General features: G+C 38.8%; 10 protein-coding genes. 5 read left to right on the forward strand and 5 right to left on the reverse strand.

All coding sequences use genetic code 11. From position 1 onward, the window contains the following. The 4 genes from ACEW8O_RS00925 to ACEW8O_RS00940 all read right to left on the reverse strand — a co-directional run. A partial coding sequence (locus ACEW8O_RS00925; RefSeq protein ID WP_373492741.1) for an ornithine decarboxylase occupies window positions 1-2434 on the reverse strand: 2434 nt, incomplete at its 3' end. A 3-nt stretch (window positions 2435-2437) separates the two neighbouring features. After that, window positions 2438-2845, reverse strand: coding sequence for a VOC family protein (locus ACEW8O_RS00930; RefSeq protein ID WP_373492742.1), 408 nt, complete (start codon window positions 2843-2845; stop codon window positions 2438-2440). Between the two features lie 12 nt (window positions 2846-2857). Then, a complete protein-coding gene (locus ACEW8O_RS00935) occupies window positions 2858-3793 on the reverse strand; it encodes a carbon-nitrogen hydrolase family protein (protein WP_373492743.1) in 936 nt (311 codons plus the stop codon). A 104-nt stretch (window positions 3794-3897) separates the two neighbouring features. Further along, window positions 3898-5205 (reverse strand): aspartate aminotransferase family protein, encoded by a 1308-nt coding sequence (locus tag ACEW8O_RS00940; RefSeq protein WP_373492744.1) that lies wholly within the window; start codon window positions 5203-5205, stop codon window positions 3898-3900. 657 nt (window positions 5206-5862) lie between these two features. Here ACEW8O_RS00940 and ACEW8O_RS00945 point away from each other — a divergent pair. Further along, a complete protein-coding gene (locus ACEW8O_RS00945; RefSeq protein WP_373492745.1) occupies window positions 5863-6924 on the forward strand; it encodes an endonuclease/exonuclease/phosphatase family protein in 1062 nt (353 codons plus the stop codon). A 67-nt stretch (window positions 6925-6991) separates the two neighbouring features. Here the strand turns inward: ACEW8O_RS00945 and ACEW8O_RS00950 are convergent, their stop codons facing one another. Then, complete coding sequence (locus ACEW8O_RS00950; RefSeq protein ID WP_373492746.1) at window positions 6992-8065, reverse strand: AI-2E family transporter; 1074 nt, start codon at window positions 8063-8065, stop codon at window positions 6992-6994. A 454-nt stretch (window positions 8066-8519) separates the two neighbouring features. On the opposite strand from ACEW8O_RS00950, the gene ACEW8O_RS00955 reads away from it, so the two are divergent. The 4 genes from ACEW8O_RS00955 to ACEW8O_RS00970 all read left to right on the forward strand — a co-directional run. Continuing rightward, complete coding sequence (locus tag ACEW8O_RS00955) at window positions 8520-9566, forward strand: CNNM domain-containing protein (RefSeq protein ID WP_373492747.1); 1047 nt, start codon at window positions 8520-8522, stop codon at window positions 9564-9566. Between the two features lie 307 nt (window positions 9567-9873). Further along, on the forward strand, window positions 9874-10977 hold the full coding sequence (locus ACEW8O_RS00960) for a LamG domain-containing protein (protein WP_373492748.1): 1104 nt from the start codon (window positions 9874-9876) through the stop codon (window positions 10975-10977). Window positions 10978-11388: 411 nt separating this feature from the next. Next, the gene (locus tag ACEW8O_RS00965) at window positions 11389-11856 is read left to right on the forward strand and encodes a PA2169 family four-helix-bundle protein (RefSeq protein ID WP_373492749.1); all 468 of its coding nucleotides are present in this window, start codon (window positions 11389-11391) and stop codon (window positions 11854-11856) included. A 459-nt stretch (window positions 11857-12315) separates the two neighbouring features. Further along, a partial coding sequence (locus ACEW8O_RS00970) for a two-component regulator propeller domain-containing protein (protein ID WP_373492750.1) occupies window positions 12316-15380 on the forward strand: 3065 nt, incomplete at its 3' end.

The raw sequence follows: 15380 nt of genomic DNA on the forward strand, positions 1-15380 counted from the left end.
AAAATGCTTCCCGGATATTTCCGCCCGGCACACCCGGCACGGCCTGGAAAGATTCATGAAAATAACTGAAATCAGGCAGCGGGGGAAAATCCTTGATCAATGATTGGATTTTATTTTGACGGATCGTTGTCTCCTCTTCGTTCAGGCTTTTGAATTCCTGATCCAGTTCATCGGCTATTTTCAGCAGTGCATTGGTTAGGTAAGCCACACTACCTCTTGTTGTACCAATATTGGTCATGAATAAGACCGTGTTTCTGGACGTTTTGTTGATCTGGATATTGAATTTATCCATTAGGTATTTGTTCTTGAAAGTATCGCCATCCACTCCCGTGCGGCCGATATGGAGGGTTATTTTTGTAGGATCCAGAACAAATTCATCTTTTTCCCACGCATTTTCCATTCTGTTCCATCCTTCTTTTTTGTTGTAATATTCCGACAGGCCGGATTCCCTGTATTCCTGGGGAATAAAATCACTTACCGTCAGTACATCAAAATATTTGCTCAAACGTGGATGGTCATTTATTTTGGCGCGCAGGCCCATTGCCATCTCAATGCTTTTCTCCACGAGCTCATAACCTTCAAACTGTACCTGTCTTCTACCTGCATCGAGGGAAGCCAACATCTGATAGTTGGGAGAGGTGGAGGTGTGGGTCATATAGGCTTCCATGAAGGTAGTTTCACTTTTTCTGCGAAAATCTTCATCCCAAATGTGAATCATGGAACCCTGACGGAAGCTGCTCAGTGTTTTATGAGTACTCTGTGTGGAATATACCCTTATCCGAACCTTATCGGGATCAGGTAATTTGGGCAGTTCATCTTCTTTCAGGTTGTCGATATGAGCTGTATATTCTTCCCTGTAGCTTGCTGTTTTATATTTCTCATACAGCTTTTTGGCCACAAACATCCCTGTACGCTGCTTATAATTGTAGGTAAATCCGGCAAAAGCAAACCATGCTTCATCCCACAGAAATATCATATCCGGTTTTATCGCCAGGATTTCCTGCATTACTTTTTCGACATTATACACTAGTCCGTCAAAAGTGCAATTGGTCAGCAGGAGCATTTTCACCAAGTTCAGTCTCCCGGCTTTTTTGAGCCGAAGCAGTTTCTCTTTAATCTGTACGAGCGGAACTGCGCCATACATAGAATATTCTTCTATTGGATAAGAATCCAGGTAAACAGGATAAGCACCTGCAAGCACTAACCCATAGTGATGTGATTTATGACAGTCACGGTCTATCATGACGACCTCACCGGGCTTAACGAGCGCCTGAACGACAATTTTATTAGCTGTTGATGTTCCGTTGGTGACAAAAAAGGTCTGTTGGGAACCGTAAGCATTGCTGGCCATTATTTGCGCCTTTTTTAAGGAGCCTGTAGGCTGAAGAAGTGAATCCAGCCCTCCCGTAGTAGAAGAGGTTTCGGCCAGAAACATATTTCTTCCGTAAAAATTTCCAAAATCTTTGATCCACCTGGACTTGAAAATAGAGTTACCTCTTGAGATGGGCATGGCATGGAAAACTCCGGTGGGTTTTTTACTGTATTCCATAAGGGCTGAAAAGAAAGGCGTTTCAAACCTTTCGCCAATTCCTCTTAAAATAGTAAGATGGAGTTCCTGGAGATCTTCAACCCGGTAAAATATTCGCCTGAAGCTTTTCAGGGTGCTGTCTTTCAGGTTGCTGAGAGCGGTATCCGTAACATAATAAGTATCGATCTCCGGTCTGAATTTCTTTATAAGCTGACCCAAGATCGGTCCAAGTTCGCTCTGAGGAGTAGAGGCAAGGTCAAGTTTAAGAATATTCTGGATAAATGGCATTATCTGTGGGGTGATCTTCTTGGAATGATAGGGGGGAGCGTACCGAATTACGACAGCTTGGATGTTGTAATTAAAATGCAGGGCTATCATAGCATCTTCAAAAGAACGTTGCACTACTATATTGTAAACAAAGTTTTCGCTGGATGCCTGCAAGTCTTTCAGATCATATCTTAACTTAGCTTCCTCTTGAAGAGAGATATCTTCCACAATCAGCACTTCAAAATGATGCTTATGTTGCCCATCTGAGGATTCCCCATTTCCGGAAAGTTCTACACCTTGTTCGTCATCATCAACATGGTCAGTTTGATTTCTATACCTGTCACTTACCAGTTGCTTTGTGATTTCGGTGATTTTATTGGCTAGCGCTGTATGTTCTTGCCTTTCCAGCATTTCACATAGCATCTTGAGCCTTGAGACACCGGGAAAGGAAAAATACGATTCAATCTGCTCCAACTCGTTTAGCAATTTTTTGACTTCCTGCTTACAATCTTTTTCAGCAACTGATCCTCTGGCTGAATTATCAAGTGAGGAAGATGTGTTTTTTAGCTGATTCCAGGATTCAATCCGAAGTTGAGCAATATTGTAGTGGCGGGTACTTATTGTTTTTTTTTCAGGCATAATTTAGTTTTTTGAATGCAGGGCAAGCTTATTTCCTTCAGTATCGATAAAAATGGCGAAATAGCCATGCTCTTCGTTAATGAGCGTTTTGGGCATTACTATCCTTCCTCCGGCTTCGGCTATTTTTGAAAGAATATTGTTAAGATCTTGGCCGCCATTCAGGTAGATTAAGGCTCCTGTATCACTGGGTGTCGAGCCCGGACCGGCAACAACCGCTCCTCCAATTCCATTTTTTGCAGGGAAGAAAGCCATCGAATGATTACCATTAAAGTTTTCTTCCATTTCAATGCCGTATATATGGTTATAAAAATTAACTGCCTGCTTGAAGTTGACAGCAGGTATTTCAAACCAGCTTACGTAGTTTGTAAACGGTTTCTCTACTTTCTTTTTATTTGACGGTATTACTCCCATAGTTTTATTTGTTTAAAGTTCACCGAATCCCTTATATCCCGTAGGTGTTTCGGGGGGTTCGTATTCATTTTCCTTTCTTTTTAATTTTGCAAGATCATCCAGCCGGGTGGGTTTGATCAGAGGTCCTAGAGATTTTAGGTAAGGTAACTGAGTTCCCGGCTGATAGATGCTAAACTGCCCGATATGATCGCGCAGACTTTTCAAGGGTTGCCCCAGTCGTAATATACCAAGCTCTCTGCTCCGCTTTACCCGATCAATGTTCAGCTCAAGAGGAATTATCTCTTCATTTCCTTCTGCTTGATAGATTATCCTGCCATCCGGTCCGCAGACCAGGGATTTTCCGTTACCTCCTGATTCCAGACCGTTGATATCAATAAAATAGCATTGATTAATAGCAGCCATTGCCCGTACTATGGAAAGTTCTATATCACGGTCTATTGTACCGGTCATGGTAGGGTGAAGGATTACCTCAGCGCCATGGACGGCCAGCGTGCGGATGGTTTCGGGAAACCACATGTCATAACAGATGGAAACGCCGAATTTGGCCACGCCGGGAACCTCGAATGTACAAAAGTCAGTACCTGGGGTAACGCCCACTTCATATGGGTAAAAGGGAAACATCTTTCTGTACCGGGTGACAATTTCGCCATCAGGATTTATGACAGTAGCGGTGTTATAAATATGGTCTCCGCTTTTTTCAAAAATGGATCCCGGTAACAACCAAATTTTGTGTTTTTTGGCCATGGCCTGCATCTCTTGTTCAAAATTACCAGGTATAATCTGTGCTGTATGTGTGAGTGGGCCAAAAGCACATAGCTCACTGAATACCACCATCTCCACCCAAGGATAAAGGCTCATGGTAATATTTAGCTTCAGCTTCATCATTTCCACGTTGGAAGCCACTGCTGAAACTTTCATTTGTATTCCTGCTATTGCGAATGGAGTCATGTATGTTTTTTAATTTTCTATGGTGAACTATTATTATTGGAGCTACCTATCTAAGCGAATGATAGACGAGATAAAAATCTGAGAATTATTCAACGCTTTATAATTTACGTATTTTTTCTGACATGCTTTTCCAATATGTCCAGTCCTTTGTGTAATTGCTCATCGGTGATTACCAAGGGTGAAAGTATTCTTATTACATTTTTAAAAGTCCCGGCACTTAGCAGGATCAATTTATCTGCCGCACATCCTTTGACGATCTTATCACACAATTCAGTATGGGGTTTTCCCGGGTCATTATCTTCCACCAGTTCCATAGCGATCATTGCGCCTATACCTCTTACATCTCCTATTTCAGGAATTTCTTTCTGCATTTTTTCGAGGCGATCTCTCACGATTTTACCCACATCAATAGCACGTTCATTCAAATTGATATCCTTCATGTATTGAATAGTCGCCAATGCTGCTGCACAACATACCGGGCTTCCGATGTATGTTCCGCCAATAGTACCGGGAGCTGCGGCGTCCATTATTTCAGCCCGGCCAAGAATTGCGGCGATCGGTAATCCGGAGCCCATCGATTTGGCATAGGTACTGATATCGGGCTGTACATTATAATACTGCCAGCTCGCCCAATGTCCCGTACGGCAGAAACCGCTCTGTATTTCATCAATTATCAGCATGATGCCATGCTCATCGCAAAATTCTCGCAGTCCTTCAAGATACTTTTTCGGTACGGGATTGAATCCTCCTTCACCTTGGATAGGCTCAATGATAATAGCCGCAACACTTTTGACATCTACCATACTATAGGCGCTATCCCGAAGTCTATTCAGTTCCGTTTTTACAAAATCGTCCATATCCTGTGTTCCACTGTACTTATAAAAATTAGGGAATGGAATCCTATATACTTCAGGAGAAAATGGACCGCTTCCATACTTATAGCTGATTTTGCTGGTAAGGCTCATTGCCATCATGGTACGGCCATGAAAGGCTTCGGTAAAACAAAGAACTGCAGGTCTTTTAGTGGCCTGCCTGGCTATTTTAATGGCGTTTTCGACGGCCTCTGCTCCTGTACTTACCAGCATGGCTTTCGTTTTCTCACCGTGGGGAAGAATGTCAGCCATGACTTCACAAAGTTCTATATAGGGCTCATAGGTTACCACATTAAAACTGGTGTGCAGGTATTTGCCGGCCTGCTCCCGGATAGCCTCCACCAGAGGCTCAGGACAATGTCCGGCATTTACAACCCCTATACCTCCTGCAAAATCTATGTGCTCTTCGCCATCGACATCGGTAATGATCGCTCCTTTTGCTTTTTTTGCAGTGGCAGTATTGAAAATGCCTACCCCGTTGGCTACAATATTCTTTCTCCTCTCCAGAATTTCCTGAGATTGGGTTTTTTGTGTTATCATATAAATTCAGCTTTTTTTAATTTAAATTCAATAGGGATGCTTTTCGATAAGATATATAATGGTTGAAAGGAATGTTGTAGTCTTACCTAATATTGCTACTTTCTATCAATTGCCCGACCAAACCTTTTCGTCAGAACTACATTTAATTGCTCTCCATTAAATTAAATATCAGATAAGTGACATACCTTTTTTTATGCCATACTCACCTAAAAAGAAGATGATTATTCACATAATTATTCAGGCTTTAAAGGATCATTTTAAGGGTCTCATTCAATATAGGCAAAATATTGGACAATAAAAAGTGGAATTATTTTAACCATTCAAGGTGCTTAACCATATTTTATATTGTTAAATATTGAGTTAACTTAATAAATATCGGGGTGTTTTAGGAGAATAAATACTTTACAAATCAAAAAACATACTGTTCTCGAAAGAAAAACAATCTCTTAAAGCGTCGTGTATCAATAGACTTCAAGGGTGGTTCCAACTTTTTTTAAATTTCTTATGTTTATTCTACTTTTTGCTGCACTATATAAAAAAAATATGGATATTACCTTTAGATCAGCATATTGAATTGATAGTGTTAAATTGCAAACAAAATTAGGTTTTTCAAATGACGATTACCTGACAGCTTGTTGCAAGTTCTAATTACGATAAATGAGGATACTTACCCTTATACTATGCACTGTGGTTTTAATTGCCACAGGACTGCCCTTGATCAATTCCGCGGAGTGGTGGATTAGGATATTTGATTTTCCAAGAATTCAGATTGCTGTTTTAACTTTATTGGCATTGATCCTTGCATATATTTATGTGGATTTCAAATGGGCATACAAATTACCATTGTTGATAGTCCTGGCAGTTTCTCTGGTATATCAAATACAATTTGTGGTGGTATATACGCCCCTTTACAATACTCAGGCAAAGGATAGCAATAAGCAAAGTGAAGAAAACAGCTTAACACTTCTTGTTGCAAATGTTCAAATGGAAAATGAGGATAAAGAGAGATTCCATGCGCTCGTAAAAAAATATAATCCCGATATTCTGCTGATCAATGAACCTGACCAAAAGTGGGCTGCTTCTATTGAAAAGCTTGACGGAGACTATTCTAATTCCATCAAATATCCGCTGGAAAATACCTACGGGATGATGCTACTTTCAAAATTTCCGCTGACTGAAAGTGCAGTAAATTTCTTGGTAAAGGATGATGTACCTTCTATTTTTACCAAGATCACCTTACCATCAGGAAGCGTAATTGATTTTTATGGGGTTCACCCGGAACCTCCAAAGCCGGGTACCGATACCTATGAAAGAGATACAGAATTACTTATAATCGGAAAAAAAATCAGGGAAACCAATAACCCCTCCATAGTAGCCGGCGACCTGAACGATGTTGGCTGGTCGAGTACTTCCAAGCTTTTCAGAAAATATAGCGAACTGGTCGATCCCCGTGAAGGCAGGGGATTATTCAATACCTATAGTGTTTTTGTGCCTTTGCTTAGGTATCCTTTGGATCATATATTCTACTCCAAAGAATTTGGACTATTGACCCTTGAAAAACTTGAAGATATAGGATCGGACCATTATCCAATTTATATAGGTTTAAATTATGAACCTGATGAGGATAATACAGAGGGTTTGGAAAAAACAGATGCCGAAGAGGAAGCGGAAGTTGAAGGAAAAATTGAAGAGGGCAAAAAGGGAGGTGCCAAGAATTAAAATTGAATGCGGAAAGTAATTGACTTTGAATATTTCTAGCCCGAACTAGAAATTCTAATTCTTACTGTTAATTAAACCACCCCTTAACTTTTTCAATCCAATTGGAAGTTGTAGTCTCCTTTTTAACATCACCGGAAATATCGTTGCTGATTAACATGGCAACAGGTCTCAATTGATCAAATTCTTCGCATATCACTTTAAGGATAGCCGCAAATGGAAGAAATAAAATCATACCTGCAACTCCCCATACCGCAGCACCGACCAACAAACTTAAAATTGCTACCAAAGCATTCACATTCAAACTGCTGCCCACAATTTTAGGACTTAAAAAATTACTTTCAACAATTTGAATTACCCAAAACAATAACATGACAGCTATTGGCACCCATAAAGACTCTGAAGACATAAAAGCATAAAGTACGGGAATCGTGGCGCCTATTGTAGTGCCTACAAAAGGCACAATAGATAAAATAGCGGCTAAAAAACCAAAAAGAAAAGGGCTGTCTATTCCAATAATCATCAATCCTATACTGTTGGCAATGCCCAATATAATTATCAATAAGAACATACCTGAAAGGTATTGTTTTCCCACGCTCTGAATTTTTTTCAGCATATTAAATATTCTTCCCCTATTTTCTTCATCACCAAACGCCACAAATGCCTTGGTCAAACCCTCTCTATAAATCAATATCAAGAAAGTAAATATTACTGTGGTTAGAAATCCTGTCAGTACTGATGCTGTACCACTAAATGTATTTTGTATTAATGTTCCAGAGGACTCTTTGAGCCATTCTTTCCCATTTTCTATCAACTCCTCCCTGTTCAAGTCGTCTATAAAATTCACATTGCTATTTATGAATACTACAGCCTCTGACAATGTGTTCATTATTTTCCCTGAAAAATCATTCAAATGATCAGAAAGCCCCATTATTTGAGCAGAAAATAGGGTGATACCTCCTCCTATAATAACAAATAACAACAGTAAAGAAAGAAATGCAGAAAGTAATTTATTGAGGCCCCAAATTTCCAGTTTTTTTACAACGGGGAATAAAATAAATGAAAGTAAAAGCGCCATACTTAGCGGTATAAGTACAGCTTTTGCGAGAACCATTATAGCAAATAGACCAAAAATGAAGGCCATGGTAAAGAATAATTTTTGAAATGATAGTCTCATAATCTTGTCAAAGACATGTCTTTAAATTTAAAATCAACAATTTAAATTTAATTATACTGCATAATTTGAACAACATCATTATAATAAAAATAAAAAGAGACTGATGACAGCTATATGTAATAATTAAGTGAACCTCGATAGAGGTTATTTTTACGATAATCGTTGCAAAATTGAGGATCCTTTCAATAGAAAATGCAATACCTTAAAAAGTATGTGTTACATAATTCGCAGATTACTTTTAAATAGTTATAATCCTTCTTAAAACTAACTAAATGAGCTTATATTTATATTATAAACAATTTTGTACAGAGCGTTTCAAACAGATTTTGATTAGGGGGATGCTATCAAGACAATAATGAAACAAATTGATATGCATGAAAATGAAATATTACTCAATAGCCAAAAGCATAAATAGCCTAAAATGACACTACTTTTCGTCTACTTATTTATAGCGTTGTTTACATCATTTTTGTGTTCAATTATGGAGGCTGTTTTGCTTTCGACTCCCCTATCCTATTTGAAATCAAGACTTGAAAATGGAGATCAAAGTGCGAAGACAATGCTTAAGCATAAGGAAGACATTGACAAACCTCTTTCAGCAATTCTATCCCTGAATACTGTTGCCCATACTGTGGGTGCCGCAGGAGTTGGAGCGCAGGCGACTATTGTTTTTGGAGAAGCCTATTTTGGAATTGTTTCTGCAATTCTCACTATTTTGATTTTAGTCCTTACAGAAATAATCCCAAAAACATTGGGTGCAAATTACAGTAAAGAGCTTGTTGGAATTACAGCTAAAATTATAACAGGTATGATTTTCATAACATATCCACTTGTTTTAGGCTCTTCATATCTTACCCAACTACTGGCAAGGAAAGAATCAGAACTGACCACCAGCAGGGAAGAGGTTTCAGCTTTGGCAAGTATAGGAACTGAAGAGGGCATATTTGCTGAGAAAGAAAACAAAATAATTCAAAACTTGATTAAGTTAAAAAACATAAAGGTTTCTGAAATTATGACACCGAGAGTTGTTGTGGTTACAGCTAATGAAGAAATGACCCTAAAAAAATTCTTGGAAAACAAAGAGTTCCTCCACTTTTCAAGAATTCCGATTTATCAGACAAATAAAGATAGTATAACTGGTTATATATTCAGAGCAATGGTGTTTGAAAAATTGGCAGAGGACCAAATTGACCTTAAGCTAAAAGACATTAAAAGAGAAATTTTAACTTTCCGCAAAAGCACAACTTTATTCAATGCCTGGGACGAAATGTTAACAAAACGGGAACATATCTCACTTATAACTGACGAATACGGAGGGATGGATGGAATTACAACTTTAGAAGACATTATTGAGTCACTGCTTGGCTTTGAAATCATAGACGAGAAAGATAAAATAGACGACATGCAGCAATATGCTTTGGAAAGATGGAAGGAAAAACAGAAAAAATATGACTTACTTAAAAAATGAAGGCTATTTCCATTTATGCTGCCAAGCATCTGAGAAGATATCTTCCGTTATTTTTCGAACATTTGATATAATTTAAAAAGAGATTAGACCATTCGCGCCTCTACTGGTATTTTTGTTCAAAAAAACAGAGTTGGAAAAAGCTGATGTTCAGTGCTTTATATTACTTTTTTTGTATATTAGAAAGAGTTGTCTCAAAATCTCCACTTAAGCCAGGACAAGAGTTAAGGCCAGGTTTAAGAAAAGACAAACCAATCGATGAAAAGTTATCTCATAGGGAAAAACAGTAAGGACTTAAACCCCATCACACATGAAAAAACATAGATTTTATTTCATTCTCAAGCCATTGATAAGCTTGTTGTTATTGCCAATTTTCCTTTCCTGTAAGAAAGATGATCCTACACCCGCGCCCCAGATACCAGTTCTTGCAACATTGGCTGTAGGCAACATTTCAACCAACACCGCTAGTTCCGGTGGCAACATTACTTCGGATGGGGGATCTGCAATTACTGCACGTGGGGTTTGCTGGAGCACAACACAGTCTCCTACCATTGCCGACAACAAAACTGCTGATGGCACAGGCACAGGAAATTTTACCAGTGACATTATAGGTCTTTCATCCGGCACACAGTATTATGTAAGAGCTTATGCCACCAATTCCTTGGGTACAGCTTATGGACAGGACTTAATTTTCACAACAATAAGTTCAACCATGTTAGATGGTTTGCTTTCATATTGGAAACTTGATGAGACTACAGGAACTATTGCCGATGATGCAGCGGGTACCTGGGATCTGTCATTCCAAGCAAACCCGGTTTGGACAACTTCGGGTAAAATAAAAAACGCAATAGATTTTGGAAACACCTCCATAAAATATCTCGAAAAGTCCGGCATCAGAAGTGGTAACAAGAATACCTATTCTCTTTCAGCATGGATTTACCTTCAAAATGATCTTCCAAGCCCAAAATATATCATGGGGATTAACAGTGGAGTCTATGCTTCTTCTGCAGGAGCCTCTGAAGTCAAATTAATGATCACACCTGATAATAAGTTTGAGGCAATGTATTACACAGTCGATGGCGCGACATCAGTCATGAACAGGGTTAGCGGAACTGTCATTGCATTGAATACATGGTATCATGTTGTTGGAGTTATCAACAACGGAAATATTGAACTTTATATCAATGGGGTAGCAGACAACACAAATACAGTTTCTAACCCTGTCAATTCAATATTGTCCTTTACAGATGGCAGAGCTACAGTTGGGCATGCAAGGTTTTGGGAAGGCGCTTATAACTCCGGCCGCTGGTTCAGGGGAAAAATAGACGAGGCAGCAATCTGGGACCGTGCATTAACTTCTGATGAAATAAGTGCGTTGTACAACAATGGCAACGGACTGCAGCATCCGTTTTAAACATAAAACCCCAAAATTGGTGGTTGTGGATACGCAAAAAACAGGTGGACTATTTGGGATTGGAATTTGTAAAGTTAGTGTTTTGGCAGTACGTGAATGTAGAAACTGTGTAGGTCAGATGGTATTCTGGAGATTGGTTTTTAGCTGAAATTGGATTGGATTACCTGTGTAAAAAATCCACAGTTCGCTCTTTATTGTGTAATATTTTTCCATATTTAACCCCTTATTTTATCTACCATAATTTTTTATTAGGACACGTATAATTATGACTTATAGGTTTTTTGGAGTGCTTGACTTGTAAAATCTCACCTAATACTTACATTATTTCTTGGTTTAAGTGATATATTCAGGGATGGCAGATTATTGACACAAATAATTATATATATTGTTTATTCCAAGACCCAAATAGCCATGACACATGTAGAAGAATTGATCAGTGCCCTTAATGACTTGGTGTTGATCCACAATGACAGGATTGAGGGGTATCATCAGGCTGTAGAATCAATAGATCAAAAAGACTATGATCTGAAAATGATTTTTGCCAAAATGATATCCAACAGCTTAGATCATAATAGTGTGCTTGAGAATCTGATCCATGATGCGGGCGGAGAAATTGAACGGGGTACCACTACCACCGGGAAAATCTTCCGCTCTTGGATTAGTATCAAATCTACATTTTCTACCAAGGATAGGATAAGCGTATTGGAATCCTGCGAAGCTGGAGAGGATTCGGCAATGAATGCATACGATATGGCCCTTGCTTCTGATGATGAAATGAGCACAGATGTCAGACAGATACTTTTGGAGCAAAAAGCTTCTCTAAAAGCAGATCATGATCAGATTAAAAGGCTAAGAGATTTGCACAGAAAATTCGCCTAAACAACGGTCTTACAAATAAAAAAACCATTCCTGATTCAGGAATGGTTTTATGAAATTTTGCTTAAAAATTACTTTCAAGGAAAAAATTTCAATTTTTTTTTCAGGAACTAAAGCCATTAAAAAAGAACAAATATCTGATTTACAGGCTTATGGTGGAAATTTCTCAAATAGTGCCTCATATGCATATATATATATAAAAATGTTTCCTGTTAATAGCTTTCAGCTGGTGTTTGATAAATGTTAAGAATGGTGTTATTTTAAAAAGAATCCCGGAATCATTTTTTCGGGAAATTTGTGGTTGAAAGGTTTGGTTTTTTGAAAAGGACTACGATTATCAGCAATAGGTTGTAAAAATTCTTTTTTATACCTTGGTAGTAACAACGAGGTAACTTTACGGAAATATCACCCATGATATCTGAAAGTAAACCTCAGTGTGTCACCCAAATCACCCAAATGAAAATGGAAGTTTTCAACAAAAATCTTTGCCTGCTCAGGGCCAATGGATTGGCTTTGTTCCCAGGGCTGTGGATTTTCATGTTTTTAATGACAGGTCCAATGGCGCATGGTCAAACGACCGGACCAAAACCCGACCTGAAATTTCAAAGGATTTATGAAGGTCTGATCAACAACCGTATCTCAGCGATCTATGAGGATACCCGTGGATATATTTGGGTAGGCACTTACAGTGGTCTTCATAGATACGATGGATTGGCCTTTCAGATATATACATCAAGCAGTGACTCAAGTAGTCTAAATGACAATTACATTGGTTCCATTTTCGAGGATAGCCAAAAACTATTATGGATTGGAACCGGTAATGGAGTCGCCAGATATAGTCGGGATTCGGATGATTTCCGCAGGTTTAATCTTCCCGCTGATACAGCAACCCAAAGTGGGGAAAGCAACTTGATCAATACCATTCTTGAAGATGCTAATGGAACACTTTGGTTATCGGGGATAGCTTCTGGATTATTCTATTTTGACAAGGAAAAACAAGAATTCCAACGGTACATAGCTAATGAAATCACCTCCATCAATGCCATGACTTGCGGGGAAAAAAACATTCTATGGATTGCTACATTGGATATGGGTTTGGTCAAGCTGAACACTCTAAATGGAAAAACCGAATATTTTCAGCACAACCCAGTTGATCCACTATCCATCAGCTCAAACAATATCAAAACTGTCACAATAGACGTTGAGGGTAATCTCTGGGCCGCAGGTAGAGGCACTGGTCTCAACAGGATGGTGGAGGATAAGGGCAAGATCAGTTTCGTCCGATACCTGAATGAACCTGAGAACGAGCACAGCCTTTACAACAATAATATTTATAAGCTGTATGTTGATCCACAAGGCAATCTGTGGTCATGCAATGAAAACGGTGGGCTTCATTTGTACAACAAAGGAAGTGATTCGTTTTACAGGTACCTGTATGATGAGAAAAACCCAAATAGCCTATCCCATAATTCTATCTGGAATGTTTTTCAGGACAGTCAGTACCGGTATTGGGTAGGAACGGCCCAGTCGGGCATCAACTTGGCTGACCCCTATGCCTCAAAATTTGTCCATCATTTTAAAAATCCACTGAATCCAAAAGGACTGAATAATGACATCATAAGAGACTTTTTGGAATCTGAAAACGGGAATATCTGGGTAGCGACTGATGGAGGCGGGTTGAATTATTACGATAGGTCAAATGATACTTTTAAAATTTTTAAAAAAGATCCCAAAAATGAAAATTCACTGCGGTCTGATGCCATTATCAGTTTGAACGAAGATGAAGAAGGAAAACTTTGGGTTGGCACATGGGGCGGTGGGCTGAGCATTTTGCAGGATCAAGAAAAAGGTATATTCACCAGCTTTAATGATTTGATAAAAAACGATAAATATCCTGTTAGAAATGTTTTTGATGTTCATTTTGACAAGAACTATATCTGGGTGGCGGCACTGGAAGAGGGCTTGTACCGTTATGATAAAATCACGGGTGAATTAAAGCTTTTTAAAAGCAATGAAGATGAGACCGATTGTATTTCGTCTAATCTACCTTTACGTATTTTTGAAGATAGCCATGACAACCTATGGATAGGAACCTACTCCGGATTGAATGTTCTAAAATCAAAAGATAAAATAATTGGAAAATTTAAGGTTTATCACCCAGACCCTATGGATCCACGAAGTCTTCCAAGCAATTCCATCCGGCAGATAATTGAAGACCGTAATCATCAAATTTGGATAGCTACCGACAAAGGCCTTTCCAGATATAATCCTGAAGGGGATAATTTTATTACCTATAGTCAAGCAGATGGCTTGCCCGTAAATGAAATCAACTCCATTGTGGAAGATGATATGGGGTTTTTGTGGATAGGTACTATAAAAGGAATCTCAAAATTTGATCCGGCCAATAAAGTCTTTACCAATTATGATAAGCATGATGGACTACAGGGAAATGAATTTTCGCGTTATTCAGTGCTAAAAACCAGAAAAGGCGAATTACTTTTTGGTGGAATGAACGGATTCAATCTTTTCCATCCCGAAAAACTAACTGCCAATCCCTATGTTCCACCGGTTTATATCACTGATCTGAGGATATTTAATAAATCTGTGGATTTCAAAATCTCCGGTTCACCGTTGCAAAAACATATTGCCGTGACCGACACCCTCAATCTTTCTTACAAAGAAAATGTGCTTTCCTTTGATTTTATAGCCCTCAACTATACCAATGCTGAACAAAACCAGTATGCCTATATCCTGGAAGGTTTTGAGAATGAGTGGAATTTTGTGGGTACACAGCGGAATGCTACCTATACCAATTTAGATCCGGGAACATATACCTTTCGGGTCAAAGCCGCCAATAGCGATGGTATATGGAACGAAGCCGGAACATCCATTGTCCTCCTCATCAAGCCTCCCTTTTGGAAAACAGACTGGTTCTTTGTCCTTACTGCCTTTTTAATTACCGGGATACTGTCCTTGGCTTCGAACATAAGGATGAGGTCCATGAGGCAACAAAAAAGACAGCTTGAACGGACGGTTGAAGAAAGAACCACCATGCTCAAACATTCTAACAGTGAACTGACCAAACATATCAATGAAAAGGATAAGCTTCTCTCGATCATTGGCCATGACCTGAGAAATCCCTTTGTATCCATCATAGGGTATATGGAAATCCTGGAGGAGGAATTTGAAAATGACCACAATTCAGAACATTTAGAGAATATTAAATACCTTCTAAACGTATCACGTAACACCCATAATCTTTTGGAAAATCTCCTTCAATGGGCAAGCAAAAAAACAAAAGTCTATGAGGTCAAACCCGAAGTCATAGAAATGGAAAAATTAGTTGAGAATGCCATCCAAATGACCTCTTCCCAAGCGGTTTACAAAAAAATCACTTTGGAAAAACTCTGTCCGGACAACCTGTATATCCACGCTGACCGGAATATGATCTTGACGATAATGCGAAATCTTATTTCTAATGCCATCAAATTTTCCCAGAAAAACTCCAGAATTGAAATCGAGGTCAG

Origin of the sequence: Aquiflexum sp., assembly GCF_041749095.1 — a bacterium.
In the GTDB taxonomy this organism is placed as follows: Bacteria; Bacteroidota; Bacteroidia; order Cytophagales; family Cyclobacteriaceae; genus Aquiflexum.